Source organism: Paenibacillus validus NBRC 15382 (assembly GCF_004000985.1).
In the GTDB taxonomy this organism is placed as follows: Bacteria; Bacillota; Bacilli; order Paenibacillales; family NBRC-103111; genus Paenibacillus_G; species Paenibacillus_G validus.
The window spans coordinates 326,084-343,484 of the sequence record NZ_BIMH01000001.1; the positions used below are offsets into that span (position 1 = coordinate 326,084).

The window sequence follows — 17,401 nt, forward strand, 5'->3', positions numbered from 1 at the left end:
GCGCCTTTCGGCTATTTAGAACGGGAACTTCATCCCGCGGCCTAACTTCTTGAGGTTTTTCATCTGTTTGGCGCCTTTCGGCCCCATCATACTGGAGAACTGCTTCATCATCTTGCGCATATCGTCGAACTGCTTGATGAACCGGTTCACGTCCTGCACGGAATTGCCGCTGCCAGCAGCCAGTCTCTTGCGTCGGCTTGGACTCAGCAAATCCGGATTTTGCCGCTCTTCCTTCGTCATCGACTTCACAATCGCCGCAATTCGCGCCATTTGCTTGTCGTCCACCTTGACGTCCTTCATGCCCTTGAGCTTCCCTGCCCCCGGCAGCATATCCAGGATCTGATCAAGCGGGCCGAGCTTCTTGACTTGTTCCATCTGATCGAGGAAATCGTCGAAGGTGAATTCCGCCTGCCGCAGCTTGCGTTCCATTTCCTTGGCTTTATCCGCGTCGATGCCGGCCTGGGCCTTCTCAATCAGCGTCAGCATGTCGCCCATGCCGAGAATCCGCGAAGCCATCCGCTCCGGATGGAACGGTTCGAGCGCATCCATCTTCTCGCCCATCGCCGCGAATTTGATCGGGCAGCCGGTGACCGCTTTAACGGACAACGCAGCTCCGCCGCGCGTATCGCCGTCGAGCTTCGTCAACACGACACCGGTCAGCTCCAGCTGTTTGTGGAAGCTTTCGGCAACGTTAACCGCATCTTGTCCGGTCATCGCGTCCACGACCAGAAGAATCTCGTCCGGACTAACCGCTTGGGCGATTTGCTTCAGCTCGTCCATCAAGTTCTCGTCGATATGTAAGCGGCCCGCGGTATCGATGATCAAATAATCGTTATGATTGTCTTTCGCATGCTGCAGCGCTTGCCTCGCGATGTCTACCGGGCTCACCTTGTCGCCCAGCGCGAATACCGGAATTTTCAGCTGCTCGCCGAGCACCTGGAGCTGCTTAATCGCAGCCGGCCGGTAAATGTCCGCCGCCGCAAGCAGTGGACGGTGGTTTTGCTGCTGAAGCATCTTCGCCAGCTTCCCCGTCGTCGTCGTCTTACCCGCACCTTGCAAACCGGCCATCATGATCACGGTCGGCGGCTTGTTGGCGCGAGCCAGCTTGCTTTGCGTCCCGCCCATCAGCGCGGTCAGCTCTTTGTTCACTATATCGACGACGACCATGCCCGGCGTAAAGCTTTGCAGCACTTCTTGGCCGATCGCCCGTTCTCTCACTTTGGCGACGAAATCTTTCACGACTTTAAAGTTGACGTCGGCTTCCAGCAGCGCGAGACGAACCTCGCGAAGCGCTTCGTTGACATCGTCTTCGGTCAGCTTTCCTTTGCCTCTCAGCTTGCTGAAGACGCTTTGCAGCCGGTTGGATAATCCTTCGAATGCCATCCGTCGTCACCACCTTTAAGGAGGAATATCCCCCGCGTTTAGTCGAGTGTTTGCAGCCGATCCGCCAGCTCAAGCAGCTGACGCTTCTCATCGTCGGGCAGCGCGTCCGCTAGAGCGGTCATTCGCTCCAATAGCCGTCCGCGCTCCTCATGCTTGACGAGCAGATTCAGCTTCGATTCGTACTCTTCAAGCACGGATTCGGCACGCTTTATATGTTCGTAGACCGCTTGGCGGCTAATATTGAACTCCGTTGCGATTTCCCCGAGCGAATAATCGTCGTGAAAATAATGCTTCATAAACACTTGCTGCTTCTCGGTCAGCAGACGTTCATAAAAATCGAACAGCAGGTTGATCCGATTGGTTTTCTGGAGGACGCTCTCTTCCGACATCCGCGCCTCACCTCCGTTAAGGTAAAACACTTTACAGCAGACAACATCACTTATCATACTGAAACGATCAACAGATGTCAAGCTTTTCTCCTTGTCAGGCTATAAGCGGAAGATGCGCGCCGCACGCCTTGCCCCTGCAGGACACTCAGTCAACTGTTGGATGGCTCCTCAGGCTGATGCCGGGCTCGCGCCGACTGCTCTCCAATTGCAACCAGACTGTTCTCTGCTTTCGGATTGCTCTCCGCCAGCGCCCAAGATATACACACGGACAGGCCCCGGCCCATCCACGGTTTGGTCTCGGCAGCAGGCTTCCGCCTGTTCACTGCTAACTTTGGGACGTCTCTTCCTTCTCCGCTTCCACCCATTTGTTAAACAACGCGTGTACGAACTGATCGGAGTCGAACGGCTGCAGATCGTCCATCTTCTCGCCGAGGCCGACGAATTTCACCGGCAGCTTCAGCTCTTGACGAATCGCCACGACGATACCGCCCTTGGCCGTCCCGTCCAGCTTCGTCAGGACGAGACCGGTTAGCCCGGACTTCTCGTCGAACAGCTTCGCTTGCATCAGCGCGTTCTGACCGGTCGTCGCGTCGAGCACAAGCAGCACTTCGTGCGGCGCATCCGGCACCTCCCGGCGGATGATGCGGAATATTTTATTCAGCTCTTCCATCAGATTCACTTTGTTCTGAAGCCGTCCTGCCGTATCGCACAGCAGCACGTCGACGCCTCGCGACTTGGCCGCTTGCAGCGCATCGAACATGACCGCCGCCGGATCGGACCCGGCCTGCTGCTTGATGACGTCGACGCCGACGCGCCTCCCCCATTCTTCAAGCTGCTCGATCGCACCGGCACGGAACGTGTCGCCGGCGGCAAGCAGAACGTTCTTGCCTTCCGACTTGAGCATATGCGCCATCTTGCCGATCGTCGTCGTCTTGCCGACACCGTTGACGCCGACAAACAGAATGACCGTTAGCCCGCTGGCAGCCATGTTCAATGCGGCGTGCTCTTCCCCCTTCAGCAGGGCGATGATCTTCTCCGACAAAATCGGCTGCAGCTCGCTCGGGCTCTCAATTTTGCGTTTACGCACCTCGGCGCGCAGCTCCTCGATCAGCTTCAGCACCGTATTTACGCCAACGTCCGCCCCGATCAGAATCTCTTCAAGCTCCTCGTAAAACTCCTCGTCGATTTTTTTCCGGCGCGTGAACAAATCCTCGACCCGTTCGACGAACACATCCCGCGTCTTGGCAAGCCCTTCTTTAAACTTGCTCGTCACCGCCTCGGCTTTGGACGAAATGCTTTCCTTCAATCGTTTAAAAAAACTCACGAAACCATCCACCTTTTATGTAAAATAAGCGAATCTTCTTCGGTTATCGGCGTAAATTAAGATACCACAGTTCCGCTATTTCCGCCAAACGTGCCGAAGGAAGCTACCAGGCCGGCAGCCGCACCCGGGAAGGGCGAGCCTGCTAGCCCGGATCAGCCGGCCTCCATAATCGCTTCGTCTTCCTCCAGCCGGACGGACACGAGCTTGGACACGCCGCCTTCCTCCATCGTCACGCCGTACAACACATCGGCTTCCTCCATCGTGCCTTTGCGGTGCGTCACCACGATAAACTGCGTTTGCTGCGAAAACTCGCGCAAATATTCGGCGAAACGAGTGACGTTCGCTTCGTCCAGCGCCGCCTCCACCTCATCGAGCACGCAGAACGGCACAGGCTTGACGCGGATGATCGAGAACAGCAGCGCGATCGCAGTCAGCGCACGCTCGCCGCCGGACAGCAGCTGCAGGTTTTGCAGCTTTTTGCCGGGAGGCTGAGCGACGATTTCGATGCCCGTATCGAGCAGGTTATCCGGCTCGGACAAGATCAGATCCGCGCGGCCGCCGCCGAACAGCTTCGCGAACACGACGACGAAGTGAGAGCGAATCGCGTCGAACGTTGTGCGGAATCGCTTCGCCATTTCTTCGTCCATCTCGCGGATGACCGCATACAGCGCCGTCTTGGCCTCAACCAAGTCGTTCTTCTGCTCCGACAAAAACTGGAACCGTTCATTGACGCGCTGATACTCCTCGATCGCCCCCAAGTTGACATCGCCTAAAATCGAAATTTCGCGTTTCAGGTCGCGCACCTTGTTTTGCGTACCGAGCACGTCCTCCGGCACCGGAAACCGCTCCTTCGCCAGCTCGTAGCTCAATTCGTAGTCCTCGGACAGCTTCTTCAACAAGTTCTCGAGCTCGACATCCAACCGGTTCACCCGAACCTCGGTTTGCCTCAGCTGCTCCTCGACCGCACGCAGCTCGTTGCGCTGCTCCTTCGTCTTGTTCTCCTCCGCTTCCAGCTTGGCCACGCCGCTTGCCCGTTCGGCCCGTTTCATGTCCAGCTGTTCGGCGACCTCTTGCTTCTTCAGCTTTAATTCGTTCAGCTGCTCAATCTGCCGAATCGTCGCCTGATCATGATTGTCCATGTCCGCTTCCAGCTGCCGGAGCGCAGAACGGCATGCTTCCAGCTCGGTCCGGATCGACTCCAGCTCCGCCGACATCCGGCGTTCCTGCTCTTGGAGCGATTGCTTCTCCTGCATTTGGGAGGCGACCTTCACTTTCAGATCGGTCAGCTGCGACTGCAGCTCTTCCTTGGCGAACTCGCTTGCCTTCCGGCGAACTTCCGCATCCCGGATCGCTTGCTGCAGATCGGCCTCCTCCTTCGCAAGACGCTCCAATGCTTCCAGGGCGGCAGCGCGTTTGCGCTCCAGCTCCGTGCGTTCCGCCGAGAGCGACTCATCGTCGGCCCCGTACAGCTCCAGCTGCTCGGCCGCCTGCTTCGCTTCGCTGTCAAGCGGCGCAAGCGATGCGCGAATTTGCTGCTCCTCGATGCGCCGGGTTTCCCCAAGAGCGCGAAGCTCGTCCAGCTCTTTGTTCGCATCGGCGACTTCCTGCCGCATCGCTTCCGATTTCGCACGCAGCTCGCGCAGCTGCGACTGGGAGACGGCGATTTCTTTATCCATCTCCTCGATTTGCCGCTGACGGCTGAGCAAGCTGGTCGTTTTCTTCTGCTGGCTTCCCCCGGTCATCGAACCGCCGGGGTTGACGACGTCCCCCTCCAGCGTGACGACGCGGTAACGGTATTGAACGCGCGCCGCAATGCGGTTCGCCACCTCAAGCGTCTGGGCGACGATCACATTGCCGAGCAAGCTGCCGACGATATGCCGGTACGTCTCCTCAAACTGCACGAGATCGACCGCTATGCCGACAAAGCCATCCATGCCTTGAATGGCGCGCTGTTCGCTGTCCGGAATGGACCGCCCGCGGATGACATCAAGCGGCAGGAACGTGGCGCGTCCGAGCTGACGGCGCTTCAGGAAGGCGATCGCTTCGCGGCCTTCCGCCTCGCTCTCGACGACGACATGCTGCAGCGCCCCGCCGAGTGCGGTCTCCATCGCCACTTCCACCTGGGCAGGCACTTTCACAAGCTCGGCCACGGCGCCGCGTATCCCGCGAAGATCGCCGCGGCTTTTGGCCTTCAGCACTTCCTTAACCCCGTGCATGAAGCCGTCGTAATCGCTGGCCATTTCGTTCATCGTGTCCCGCCGTGAAATAAGCGCATCCAGCTTTTGCTCCCACTTGCGCACCGTCGCCTGCGTTTCGTCCGAAAGCGTCTGCTTCGCGCGCAGACCTTGGTTCACCTGCAAATAACGGTTACGTACCTCCTCGATGCCGGCGACCGCTTGCGCGAGCCGGAGCTCCAGCTCAGCTTTACGCGCCGCAATGCCGTCCTGCTGCTCCCGCCATTTGCGGTGCTCGTCGCCGAGCCGGCCCATGCGCCGTGACAGCGCCTCCAGCTGCTGCTCCGCATAACGCGCTTCGTTGCGTGCATTCGCCGTTTGGTTCAACAGCTCGAGCAGCTCGGTCTTCAAGCGGTCTTCTTCGGCGCTGCTGATGCCGCCGGCTACGCCGAGCAGCCGGTCCTCCTCGGCCCGCAGCATCCCTTGCGTTTCGGCGAGCCTGTCTGCGACCGCCTGCAGCTTCCCGCGCAGCTCCCCAAGCTCAGCCTGCTTGTCCGCCAAGCGGTCTTCCTGCTGCCTCGCCGTAATTTCCAGCTGCGCGCGGTTCGAAGCGTAGTTCTTCTTCCGCTCCTTCAGCACTTCGCCCTGGCCTTCGCATTTCTCGAACTCCTCACTGATTTGCAGCAAGCTCGCCTGCAGCCCTTCGACGACTTCTTCCAAGCGCCGCAGCTCCCAGCGGTCGGTCTCGAGCTGTGCATCGTGCGCGCTGACGAAACCGGCAAGCTCCAGCTGAGACTGCTTCAACGTCTCCAGCTTCGTATTTGTATCCGCCCACGTCTCGTAAATCTGTTCGATCTGATACACGTACATGGCGATTTCGCTCGACTTCAGCTCTTCCTTCAATTCCTTGAAGCGAATCGCCTTCTCGGATTGCGTGCGAAGCGGATCCAGCTGATCCTCGAGCTCCGACACCAAATCATGAATCCGAAGCAGGTTTTGCTCGGTTTCCTGCAGCTTTTTCTCCGTTTCCTTCTTCCGCGATTTATATTTGACGATCCCCGAAGCTTCTTCGAAAATACCCCGGCGGTCCTCCGATTTCGTACTTAAAATTTCCTCGATCCGGCCCTGCCCGATAATCGAGTACGCTTCCTTTCCAATCCCGGTATCCATGAACAGCTCGGTGATGTCCTTCAAACGGCACGGCTGTTTATTAATTAAATATTCGCTTTCCCCGCTCCGGTGCACCCGCCGGGTCACGGTCACTTCGTTAAAATCAAGCGGCAGCGATTGACTGGCATTATCCAGCGTCAGCGACACCTCGCCGTAATTGACCGCTTTACGCGCATCGCTTCCGGCAAAAATGACATCCTGCATATTGCCCCCGCGCAGCGATCTCGCACTTTGCTCCCCGAGCACCCAGCGGATGCCGTCGGAGATGTTGCTCTTGCCGCTTCCGTTCGGGCCGACGACCGCCGTAATGCCTTGCACGAACTCCAGTTCGGTGCGGTCGGCGAATGATTTGAAACCCGAAAGCTCAATACGCTTTAAAAACAAATTGGCTCACCTCTTACGGCTATTGTAACACATCCTCAGCGCTTCGTAGATACCCCGATCCCGGTCGGGCCGCAAAAAAGAAACGGCGACCACCGGCCGCCGCTCCTCCTTGCTTTACGATTGCACCGTTCTTACCTTCAAAGCTTCAAGCGCCCCGGCAGCCGCATGCTGCTCCGCTTCTTTCTTGGAGCGCCCCGCCCCTTGCCCGAGCATCCGATCGTGCAGAAACACTTCGGCGATAAACACCCGCTCGTGCGCCGGTCCGCGTTCGTCCACGATTCTGTACTCAAGCGGACCGAGATTGTGCTGCTGCGTATGCTCCTGCAGCAAGGTTTTGTAATCGGCCGTCAATAACCGCCCCTGCTCCGGCAGGTAAGGAAACATATGCCGCTGCAAAAACATGCGCACCACCTCGAGTCCCTGGTCCAGATACAGCGCCCCGATGAACGATTCGAACACGTCCGCCAAAAGCGCAGGCCGGGTGCGTCCCCCAGTCAGCTCTTCGCCTTTGCCTAGCAGCACATAAGAACCGAATTGGAGCTGCTCGGCAAAACCGACGAGCGAAGGTTCGCAAACGATTGAAGCTCTCAGCTTCGTCAATTCTCCTTCTGTCCGGTCCGGGTATTTCTCATATAAATATTCGGATACCGTAAGTTCCAACACCGCGTCTCCCAAAAATTCAATGCGCTCATTGTCCTTATGATGACCCATGCGGTGCTCGTTCACGTAGGACGAATGCGTAAACGCCTGCCTTAGCAGGTCCGGATTCCCAAACGGGATGGACAGCTCCGATTGCAACTGTTTTAAATTACGATGCATGTCGTATCACCTTCGTATAGGCTATTGGTTATGAGGCTGGGCGCCTAATGCGTAACTTCCGCCAAGCTCGCCCAGCCCCATTAAACATCGTGCAGGATCAAATTCCGGTGAGGCAAGTTACGCCTCGTATTTTTTCAAAATGATGGTGGCGTTGTGGCCGCCGAAGCCGAACGAGTTGGACATCACGATGCCCAGATCCGCCGGACGCGCCGTGTTCGGCACGTAATCCAGATCGCATTCCGGATCTTGATTGTCGAGGTTGATCGTCGGTGGAATGATGCTGTTCTTCAACGCGAGCGCGCAGATCAGCGCTTCGACACCGCCGGCCGCCCCAAGCAGATGACCCGTCATCGATTTGGTCGAGCTGACCGCCAGCTTGTAGGCATGGTCGCCGAACGCTTTCTTGATCGCGGTCGTTTCAGACCTGTCCCCGACCGGGGTCGACGTGCCGTGCGCATTAATGTAATCGATCGCTTCAAATGGAATATCGGCATCCTTGACCGCTTTCACCATGCAGCGGGCCGCGCCGTCCGGATCCGGATCGGTCATATGGTACGCATCGCCGCTCATCCCGTATCCGATCACTTCGCCGTAAATACGGGCGCCGCGCTTCTGCGCATGCTCCAGCGACTCCAGAATCAAAATCCCGGCCCCTTCCCCCATCACGAAGCCGTCGCGGCCTGTATCGAACGGCCGGCTCGCCTTCTCCGGCTCGTCGTTGCGGGTAGACATGGCGCGCAGCGCACAGAAGCCGGCCACGCCCGTCGGACTGATCGTCGCTTCCGCGCCGCCGCAAATCATCACATCGGCATCGCCGTGCTGGATCGTTTTGTAGGCGTCGCCGATCGAGTGCGTTCCCGTTGCGCAAGCCGTAACCGCCGTGCTGTTCGGGCCTTTTGCACCGGTGATCATCGAAATTTGGCCCGATGCCATGTTCGCGATCATCATCGGAATGAAGAACGGACTGACGCGCTTCGGTCCTTTTTCAAGCAAAATCTTGTGCTGCTCTTCCCATGTCGACAAACCGCCGATTCCCGAGCCGACATACACCCCGACGCGTTCGGGATCGGTTTGCTCGCGAACGTCGAGCTGCGCGTCCTTCAACGCATTCAGCGTCGCCGCAACGGCGAACTGAACAAAACGGTCCATGCGGCGCGCTTCTTTCTTATCCACATATTCTTCAACAACGAAGTCTTTAATTTCTGCAGCAATCCGTGTAGGGTACTCGCTTACATCGAACGATTCGATGGTGCTGACCCCGGATTTCCCCGCAAGCAAATTCGACCAGAACGTTTCCACTTCGCGGCCGAGCGCGGACATAACACCAAGACCGGTTATCACGACTCTTTGCTTCACTATAAACCCACCTCTATGAATATGGTTGCACCGAGACCGGCATCGTCCGATTCTCGTTGTCACCAGAATTAGTAGCCAATTACGTCAAACAGGAGAGCGCTTATATACCGGGCTTCGCTCCTCGTTAGGCGGAGATGGAGATAAGTCCCGTCGCTTAACAGTAACGGGACTTATACGTCTTACGTATGAGATTTTATGTACTCAACTACTTGACCTACAGTAGCGATTTTCTCTGCGTCTTCGTCAGAGATTTCCATATCAAACTCATCTTCCAATTCCATAACCAACTCCACTACATCGAGAGAATCGGCACCTAAATCATCTTTAAACGATGCTTCCAAGGTCACTTCCGCCTCATCAACGCCAAGACGGTCAACGACGATTCGCTTTACGCGATCTATTACGTCGGACATCCGGTTCACCTCCTCTTTGGTATTATACTTAACTTATGGACAAATTGCCATAGCCAGCCCCAATCGCAGTTAAAAAAACACGAGGACTTCCGTTTTCGACGCATATCGCCCGAAATCGGGCGTTTACGACCGAATACCTTTGCTCATTGTTGCCGTGGCGTCCGTTACATATACATGCCGCCGTCGACGTGTATCGTTTGGCCGGTCATGTAAGACGCATCGTCGGACGCCAGGAACCGCACCGCTTTCGCGATATCTTCCGGCTTCCCGAGACGGGCGAGCGGAATTTGCTGAAGCAAGCCGGAGCGCAGTTCTTCGGACAGCTTGTCGGTCATGTCGGTCTCGATAAAGCCCGGAGCAACACAGTTGACCGTTATGCCGCGGGAGGACAACTCCTTCGCCGTCGCCTTCGTCATCCCGATGACGCCGGCTTTGGCCGCCACGTAATTCGCCTGTCCCGCGTTGCCGAGCGCGCCGACGACCGACGAAATGTTGATGATGCGGCCGGAACGCTGTTTCATCATCGGACGCGTCGCCGCTTTCACACAATTAAACACGCCTTTAAGGTTCGTTTCGATCACTTGGTCGAACTCTTCCTCTTTCATGCGCATGATCAAATTGTCGCGCGTAATGCCGGCGTTGTTGACCAGAATGTCGATGCGGCCGAACGTCTCCAGCACTTGCTTGAACATCTCGTCCACTTCCTGCGAAGAACCGACATTCGCCCGCACCTTGAACGAACGGCGTCCGAGAGCCTCGATCAGCGCGACCGTCTCCGCCGCCGCCGCTTCGCTGCCCGCATAATTGACGACGACATCGGCGCCCGCTTCGGCAAGCGTAACCGCGATGGCGCGGCCGATCCCGCGCGATGCGCCCGTCACGAGCGCCACTTTTCCCGTAAGCATACGTTATCCCTCCCAGATTCGCGTTCCGGCAGATAACTTCGCGCGGAACTCCGATCCTAAGCAACCCCAACCCTTGGGGTCACACGGATTCGATTTGAAATTTCTCGAGCGCTTCCAAGCTGTTGATCGAATGCACCGTAACGCTGCGGTCGATTTTTTTGATCAGCCCCGCCAGCACGCTGCCGCTGCCGAATTCGACGAACGTATCCACGCCTTCGGCGATCAACCAGACTACGCTGTCTTCCCACAGGACGGAGCTGTATACTTGCTCCACGAGCAGGCTGCGGATTTCCGCCGGATCCTGTACCGGCCGGGCGTTGACGTTAGCGACAACGGGAATTGCAGCGCGCGCCATCTCGATGCCGGACAACACCCCGGCCAGCTTCTCCGAAGCCGGACGCATCATGGAAGAGTGGAACGGACCGCTCACTTCAAGCGGAATAACCCGTTTGGCGCCCGCCTCTTTGCCCCGCTCGCCGACGGCCTGAACGCCCGCCACACTGCCGGATACGACAATTTGGCCGGGGCAGTTCAAGTTCGCCAGTTCAACGATGCCAGCTTCGCCGCTGATTGACGCGCACAGCGACTTCAGCGCTTCGCGGTCCGCGCCGAGAACGGCCGCCATGGCCCCTTGTCCGCTCGGCACGGCGGCTTCCATGAACTCCCCGCGCGCCCGCACGGTGCGCACCGCATCGGCGAAGCTCATAACGCCCGCCGCCACCAGCGCCGAGTATTCGCCCAGACTGTGGCCGGCGACATAATCCGGCTTCAAGCCGTAGCGCGCCTGGAAGCGTTCCAGGTAGGCGATACTCGTCGTCAAGAGCGCCGGCTGCGTGTTGTACGTCGCCTTCAGCTCGGCCTCCGGTCCTTCCAGGATAATGCGGCTTAACGCCATACCAAGCGCTTCATCCGCAGCCTCATATACGCGTTTCGCCTCCGGGTCGGCTTCGACGATGTCTTTGCCCATGCCGACCGCCTGCGCCCCTTGTCCCGGAAACACAAATGCCAATTTCCCCATCAGAAAGCCTCCTTCAACGATTGACCCCTTACGATCGCGTTGTTACCAAATCAGCACGGATGCGCCCCAAGTCAAACCGCCGCCGAACCCGACAAGCACGACGCAGTCGCCTTCCCGGACCCGTCCCGCTTCCACGGCTTCCGCCAAAGCCACCGGGATCGAGGCTGCTGACATGTTGCCGTATTTATCCAAGTTGATCATGCACTTGTCTTCGCTGAGCTCCAGACGCTGCAGCGACGATTGAATAATCCGGATGTTCGCTTGATGCGGAACGAGCAGATCGATGTCGCTCTTCTCCAGACCCGCTTTGCGAAGCGCTTCTTCCGCCGCACCACCCATAATGCGAACGGCGAATTTGAACACTTCCGCTCCGGCCATATAGATGAAATGATCTTTGCCTTGAAGCGTCTCCGGCGTTGCCGGACAGCGTGAGCCCCCGGCGGCTACCCTCAGCAGCGGACCGCCGGTGCCGTCGGCGCCCAGCTCGAACGATTTGAAACCGCGTCCTTCCGGCACTTGGCCGAGCACGACCGCGCCTGCCCCGTCCCCGAACAAAATGCAGGTGTTGCGGTCCGTGTAATCCGTAATCCTGGACAAGCATTCCGCTCCCACGACAAGCACATTCTTGTACACGCCGGTCGCTATAAAGTTCGAGCCGGTCGCGAGACCGTATATAAAACCGGAGCAGGCCGCGGACAGGTCGAACGCAGCCGCCTTCTTGGCGCCCAGCTTCTCCTGCAAAATGCAGGAGGTGGACGGAAAAGACATGTCCGGCGTCACCGTCGCCACGATAATCAAGTCGAGATTCTCGGCGCTCACGCCCGCATTGCGCAGGGCGATGAGCGCCGCCTCGTACGCCAAATCCGACGTTGCTTGCTCACTCGACGCGAGCCGGCGTTCGCGGATGCCCGTCCGGGAGACGATCCATTCATCGTTCGTTTCCACCATTTGTTCCAGCTCCTGATTGGTTAACACCCGTTCAGGCACATATTTACCCGTACCGATGATGCCGACAGGCAATAAACTCATCTTAGGTCACTCGCTTCCGTTACTGATTTCCACCCGTATACTGCTGACCAGTTCGTTCGAAACCGCAATGCGCGCTTGGCGCACGGCATTCTTGATGGCGAGCGCGTTGGAAGAGCCGTGGCTTTTCAGCACGAGCCCGTCCACGCCAAGCAGAGGCGCCGCCCCGTGCTCGTTGTAGTCCATCTTTTTCCGGAACTGCCCGATTCCCTTCTTCACGACAGCTGCGGCCAATTTCGTATACCACGTGCGCGTGAATTCCGTTTTGAGCACGGAAAAAATGACCGAAGCCGCTCCTTCCAGCGATTTCAGCATAATGTTGCCGGCGAAGCCGTCGCAGACGATCACGTCGCATGGCTTCTTCAAGATGTCGCGCGACTCGATGTTGCCGACGAATCGAACCGGCGCCTGTTCCAGCAGCGGGTATGCCGCTTTCGTAAGTTCATTGCCTTTCATCGCTTCGGTACCGACGTTAAGCAAGCCTACACGCGGCTCCTTCAGGCCATGTACCTTGCTGCGATAGATGCTGCCCATAATCGCATATTGCACAAGCTGTTCGGGCGTCGCGTCCATATTCGCGCCCAAGTCCAGCGCAAGCACCCCTTCGCCGTCCAGCGACGGCAGCATCGGAGCGAGCGCCGGACGCTCAATCCCTTTAATCCGGCCGACCACGAGCAGCCCCGTCGTCATCAGCGCGCCGGTATTGCCGGCCGAGATCATCGCGTCGACCTCGCGGTCTTTTACCATACGCCCGGCGATTACCATCGAAGCGTCCTTCTTGCGCCGGACGGCTTTCACCGGTTCGTCTTCGGCTTCGATGATTTCCGAGGCATGACGGACCTCCACATTCGCCGGCTTCCTGCCTTGAAGCAGCGGTTCGATTCGGGCGCTGTCGCCCACGAGCACGACGGTCGTATCGGACCATTCCGCAGCCGCCAGCAGCGCGCCTTCCACTTGCGCCGCAGGGGCGTGGTCCCCGCCCATCGCGTCAATCGCTATCCGCATGCAGTTCTCCTCCTTCGGAGCGGTCTTTGCTCGCGTGATAAATAATAAAATTGCCTTGGAACACCACTTCGTCGCCAACGTAAGTAAACACTTCCACCTTAGCTTTGCCTTTGGAGATGGAACGTACATATGCTTTGGCAATACATTTTTCGGAAAGGCGAACCGGACGGACGAACCTGATGTCCGCGGCCGCCGTCAATGCGACCTGATCGTTAATGAGCGCCACGGCAAGCGAATTGGCTTGCGAGAAGATGTGGTGGCCCCGCGCGATTTTCGTTCGCGAGAACACATGCTCCTCTTTAATTTCAAACATCGATATCCCGCTCTTGTCGAGCTGCAAGTCGATGACGTCCCCGATCACCTCGTGAAGCGGCAGCGAACGCACTTGGTCGTAAGACTGCTCGGCCATCAGCTTCATCCGCTCGCGCAGCTCCGGAATCCCGAGCTCGAGCCGATCCAGACGAATCGTCTGAATGCTGACCTGAAACAGCCGAGTCAACTCCTCGTCGGTGATGAAAGGATTTTGTTCAATAGCTTTCGCCAGTTGCTGCTGGCGTTGTCTTTTGGGAAGGCGTTCGATCGCGAGCACCACCTTATGATCCAATCTACGTATATCCTATGATTTACACTATATCTTATGACCAAGTCATAAAGAAAAGTATACTGGATTCGGCAAGAAAAGGGAAGCGAGGACAGGCAAAAAAAATAGCACCCAACCTTGGCGGCGGATACTATCTCTTTGTGTGTGTATGAAATTACTGGTTGATGATCTCTCTGTTCTTATACGTGCCGCAAGATTTGCAAACGCGGTGAGCCAACTTCAATTCGCCGCAATTGTCACATTTCACCATACCCGGTACTTCCAATTTAAAGTGAGTCCGACGCTTGTCACGGCGTGTTTTGGACGTTCTCCTTTGAGGTACTGCCATATTTCCCACCTCCTTCAACGAATTCACGCGTTCGGCGCCCCGGAGCTACTCGTTCTTGAAAAAGTCCGCCAGCCCGGCCAATCGCGGATCAACCTTCTCCTGCTTGCAGCCGCATTCGCGTTCGTTGCGATCCGTACCGCAAACGGGACACAAGCCCTTGCAATCTTCTTTACATAACGGAATGAACGGAAGCGACAGCATGACTGCTTCCGCCAAATAAGGCTTCAGTTCAATGCGATCTCCGGTTACGTAGAGAACGTCGTCGTCTTCCTCGTCCTCGTCGCTCTCTTCATCGATCGCCTTCTCTTCACCCTTCACGAACGTTTCATGAAAAGGGACCGTCACATGCTGCGCCACCGGAGCCAAGCATCTCGAGCACGATTGCTCGACGTCGATCTCGAGTTCTCCGTCAACTTCAGCCGCGCCTTCGACATCACGCGCTTCGAGCCGAACCTGAAGCGGTCCGTATCCGAGCAAGCTTCCCGTCTTGGGCAGGTTGTCGGTGAGATCCTCTTGACCTTCCAGCCGGATCGAGCCTTTGGTCGCCAATTCCTTCAGTTGTATAAACATGGGCATCACTCCAAACAAACAAAGATTATTATATCGACTCGCTTCACCTTTTGTCAACATTTTCAGTTCATGCTATCATGTAAAATCATAGAACGATAGACAGCAGGAGTCAAATATCCGGGGGAATCGCCGCCATGCGTACAGTAGGTCTTATCGTCGAATATAATCCGCTGCATAATGGTCACTACTATCATTACCAACAATCGAAAAAGGAAACGGGCGCAGACGCCGCCGTCTGCGTCATGAGCGGCCACTTCCTGCAGCGCGGGGAGCCCGCGATTGTCCACAAGTGGGCTCGCGCGGAGATGGCGCTCGCCATGGGCGCCGATCTGGTGCTCGAGCTGCCCGTCGCTTATGCCGCGCAGCCCGCGGAATGGTTCGCGTACGGTGCGGTGTCCGTGCTTGAGGCGACGGGCGTCGTCGACAGCCTCTGCTTCGGCAGCGAGAGCGGCGACCTGTCCGTGCTGAGCGCCGCAGCCGAGCTGCTGCACCGCGAGCCGCCGGCGTTCGCGGCCCTGCTGCGGGAAGAGCTTGCCGGCGGCCTGCCTTACCCGGCCGCTTACAGCCGGACCGTCGCCCGCTTCGTGCCCGGCGCAGACGTTGACGAATTGGCAAAGCCGAACAATACGCTTGGCCTGCATTACTTGATTGCCCTGCATCGGCTGGGCAGCTCCATAACGCCCAGGACGATCCGCCGCACGAAGGCGGATTACAACCAAGCGGACGTGACCGACGGTTCCATTGCCAGCGCTACCGCCCTGCGCAAGCTGCTGCTCGGCGGCGGCTCGCTGGATGCCATTCGCCCTTACGTGCCGCCAGCCACGGCAGACATCCTGGAGCGCGAATGGCGGGCCGGCCGCGCGCCGGTGCATTGGGAACTGTTCGCGCAGCCGCTGCTGCACAAGCTGCTCTCCCAGCCGCCGGAGCGGCTTGCCGACTGCTGCGAGGTCAACGAAGGACTTGAGCACCGCATCGCCGCGGCACTTCGCGAGATGGACCCTGAGGAGGCCCGCAGCGGACGGACGGTGGAGGCGCTGCTGGAACGGCTCAAGACACGGCGGTATACCCGCACGAAGCTGCAGCGGACGCTGCTGCGCATCCTGCTCGAGCACCGCAAGGCGGACCTTGCGCCGGAGCTTCTGCGGCAAGGGGCGCCGTACATTCGCGTGCTGGGCTTCAGCCCGCGCGGACGCGAGCTGCTGCGGGCGATGAAAACGAAAGCGAAGGTCCCCGTCATCACGAAAGTGACCCGGGAATCTTCGCCTCTCTTAGCGATGGATGTGCGTGCGACTTCCGTGCACGCGCTGGCTTACCGCGATTCCGGTCCGCGGGACTGGCTGCGCGATTATTACGAGCCGCCGGTGCGGTTAGCCTCTACCGGCAATCCGGACGATTAAGGCTTCGGCGTCAACGCAGCCAAATACTTCAAAGCGTCGTCCAGCGTCGCGACCGGCACGATTTTCATCGATGTAGCCATCTCCTCCGCCCTCGCCTTGGCATCCGAGTAATTGGGAATTGTCCCGCCGGTCGGCGACTTGTAGTCCTCGGGCGCGAAGAAAATTTCCGCCCCGGCCCGGTCGGCGGCCACGACTTTATGTTTGATGCCGCCGATGACGCCGACCTTGCCGTCGGGATCAATTTCGCCGGTACCGGCGATTTTATACCCCTTCGTAATATCTTCCGCGCTTAACCGGTTATAAATTTCAAGCGCAAACATAAGTCCGGCGGACGGACCGCCGATTTCTCCGGCTTTGATCTCAATTTGATGATCGGGCGATTCCGCTTTCACGCTGTGTACTTCAGTCGGCACAATGCCCAGTCCCACGCGCTTGGCGTTCTCCGCCATGTCTTCCTGTTCCGGAAGCACGGCCAGCGCAATGTCTTTCGTTCGGGTGACGCCGCCTCGCTTGTAAACGATCTTGACCGTGTCTCCCGCTTGTTTATTTCCCACCGCAGCCCGCAACTCTTCATACGTTTGGATGGCCTGCCCGTCAATCTCCAGAATGTAGTCTCCCGCATGCAGCGTTTCGCTCGCCGGAAATTCGGGGTACACCTGCTGGACCACGACGCCGTCCTTCTGAATATGATACGGCACCCCTAGCTTGTTGTAGGCCGCCTGAATCGCGTCCGCCTGCGAGGTCAGCATCACAATTTCTTGCCGCTGCGAGTACTCCTCGCGGGTTTCGTTGTTTTGCAGCAGCTCCTTCTTGAGCCGAAGCTCCTGATAAGGTCTCACGAACGACAGCACATAGCTGACGAGATTGACGTCGCTAAGCTCCACCGTCGTTAGCATAAACTCGCCGCGATCCGCACCGGCCGCCTGTTTGACTTGCACCATCGGCGCGAGCACCTCCGCCGTACCCGGTTTAAACACATACAGCGGCAGCGGAATAAAATAAACGATAAACAGCAGCCCGATCGCGATAAAGACGCTAAATACGATGCGGGACGCCTGCTTCACATGTCTTCTGTCCTCCATACGGCTCTCCTCTCTCCCGTATCGGATCTTCTACCCGAATCTGCCTCTTCCGGTTCT

The 17,401-nt window shown here is 57.9% G+C and carries 16 protein-coding genes; 1 reads left to right on the forward strand and 15 read right to left on the reverse strand.

Annotation, left to right across the window (positions count from 1 at the left end; translation table 11 throughout):
* Positions 1 to 15: 15 nt before the first annotated feature.
* The 14 genes from ffh to PVA01S_RS01635 all read right to left on the reverse strand — a co-directional run bounded on the left by ffh (position 16) and on the right by PVA01S_RS01635 (position 14,865).
* Positions 16 to 1,383 (reverse strand): signal recognition particle protein, encoded by a 1,368-nt coding sequence (gene ffh, locus PVA01S_RS01570; RefSeq protein WP_054800296.1) that lies wholly within the window; start codon positions 1,381 to 1,383, stop codon positions 16 to 18.
* A gap of 38 nt (positions 1,384 to 1,421) precedes the next feature.
* On the reverse strand, positions 1,422 to 1,772 hold the full coding sequence (locus PVA01S_RS01575) for a putative DNA-binding protein (RefSeq protein WP_054798472.1): 351 nt from the start codon (positions 1,770 to 1,772) through the stop codon (positions 1,422 to 1,424).
* A gap of 325 nt (positions 1,773 to 2,097) precedes the next feature.
* Positions 2,098 to 3,096 (reverse strand): signal recognition particle-docking protein FtsY, encoded by a 999-nt coding sequence (ftsY, locus tag PVA01S_RS01580; RefSeq protein ID WP_127604588.1) that lies wholly within the window; start codon positions 3,094 to 3,096, stop codon positions 2,098 to 2,100.
* 152 nt (positions 3,097 to 3,248) lie between these two features.
* Positions 3,249 to 6,824 (reverse strand): chromosome segregation protein SMC, encoded by a 3,576-nt coding sequence (gene smc / locus PVA01S_RS01585; RefSeq protein WP_127604590.1) that lies wholly within the window; start codon positions 6,822 to 6,824, stop codon positions 3,249 to 3,251.
* Positions 6,825 to 6,938: 114 nt separating this feature from the next.
* The gene (rnc, locus tag PVA01S_RS01590) at positions 6,939 to 7,643 is read right to left on the reverse strand and encodes a ribonuclease III (RefSeq protein ID WP_127604592.1); all 705 of its coding nucleotides are present in this window, start codon (positions 7,641 to 7,643) and stop codon (positions 6,939 to 6,941) included.
* A gap of 117 nt (positions 7,644 to 7,760) precedes the next feature.
* On the reverse strand, positions 7,761 to 8,999 hold the full coding sequence (gene fabF / locus PVA01S_RS01595) for a beta-ketoacyl-ACP synthase II (protein WP_127604594.1): 1,239 nt from the start codon (positions 8,997 to 8,999) through the stop codon (positions 7,761 to 7,763).
* A 179-nt stretch (positions 9,000 to 9,178) separates the two neighbouring features.
* A complete protein-coding gene (gene acpP / locus PVA01S_RS01600; RefSeq protein ID WP_054798549.1) occupies positions 9,179 to 9,412 on the reverse strand; it encodes an acyl carrier protein in 234 nt (77 codons plus the stop codon).
* Positions 9,413 to 9,576: 164 nt separating this feature from the next.
* The gene (gene fabG / locus PVA01S_RS01605) at positions 9,577 to 10,317 is read right to left on the reverse strand and encodes a 3-oxoacyl-[acyl-carrier-protein] reductase (RefSeq protein WP_054798548.1); all 741 of its coding nucleotides are present in this window, start codon (positions 10,315 to 10,317) and stop codon (positions 9,577 to 9,579) included.
* A gap of 79 nt (positions 10,318 to 10,396) precedes the next feature.
* The gene (fabD, locus tag PVA01S_RS01610) at positions 10,397 to 11,335 is read right to left on the reverse strand and encodes an ACP S-malonyltransferase (RefSeq protein ID WP_127604596.1); all 939 of its coding nucleotides are present in this window, start codon (positions 11,333 to 11,335) and stop codon (positions 10,397 to 10,399) included.
* 42 nt (positions 11,336 to 11,377) lie between these two features.
* Positions 11,378 to 12,364, reverse strand: coding sequence for a beta-ketoacyl-ACP synthase III (locus tag PVA01S_RS01615; protein WP_127604598.1), 987 nt, complete (start codon positions 12,362 to 12,364; stop codon positions 11,378 to 11,380).
* Between the two features lie 6 nt (positions 12,365 to 12,370).
* Positions 12,371 to 13,366: a phosphate acyltransferase PlsX gene (gene plsX, locus PVA01S_RS01620; RefSeq protein WP_127604600.1), complete on the reverse strand. Its 996-nt coding sequence runs from the start codon at positions 13,364 to 13,366 to the stop codon at positions 12,371 to 12,373.
* On the reverse strand, positions 13,350 to 13,958 hold the full coding sequence (gene fapR, locus PVA01S_RS01625; RefSeq protein ID WP_054798551.1) for a transcription factor FapR: 609 nt from the start codon (positions 13,956 to 13,958) through the stop codon (positions 13,350 to 13,352). Before fapR ends, plsX begins: the two co-directional genes overlap by 17 nt.
* Before the next feature lie 163 nt (positions 13,959 to 14,121).
* On the reverse strand, positions 14,122 to 14,295 hold the full coding sequence (rpmF, locus tag PVA01S_RS01630) for a 50S ribosomal protein L32 (protein ID WP_127604602.1): 174 nt from the start codon (positions 14,293 to 14,295) through the stop codon (positions 14,122 to 14,124).
* 45 nt (positions 14,296 to 14,340) lie between these two features.
* The gene (locus PVA01S_RS01635; protein ID WP_054800294.1) at positions 14,341 to 14,865 is read right to left on the reverse strand and encodes a YceD family protein; all 525 of its coding nucleotides are present in this window, start codon (positions 14,863 to 14,865) and stop codon (positions 14,341 to 14,343) included.
* Between the two features lie 134 nt (positions 14,866 to 14,999).
* Between PVA01S_RS01635 and PVA01S_RS01640 the strand changes: the two genes are divergently transcribed.
* Positions 15,000 to 16,262 carry a nucleotidyltransferase gene (locus PVA01S_RS01640; protein ID WP_127604604.1) on the forward strand — a complete coding sequence of 421 codons (1,263 nt, stop codon included), beginning with the start codon at positions 15,000 to 15,002 and terminating at the stop codon, positions 16,260 to 16,262.
* Here PVA01S_RS01640 and PVA01S_RS01645 read toward each other — a convergent pair.
* Entirely contained in the window at positions 16,259 to 17,344 is a 1,086-nt protein-coding gene (locus PVA01S_RS01645; protein WP_127604606.1) for a SepM family pheromone-processing serine protease, read from the reverse strand. The two genes, PVA01S_RS01640 and PVA01S_RS01645, sit on opposite strands and share 4 nt — an antisense overlap.
* Positions 17,345 to 17,401 lie beyond the last annotated feature (57 nt).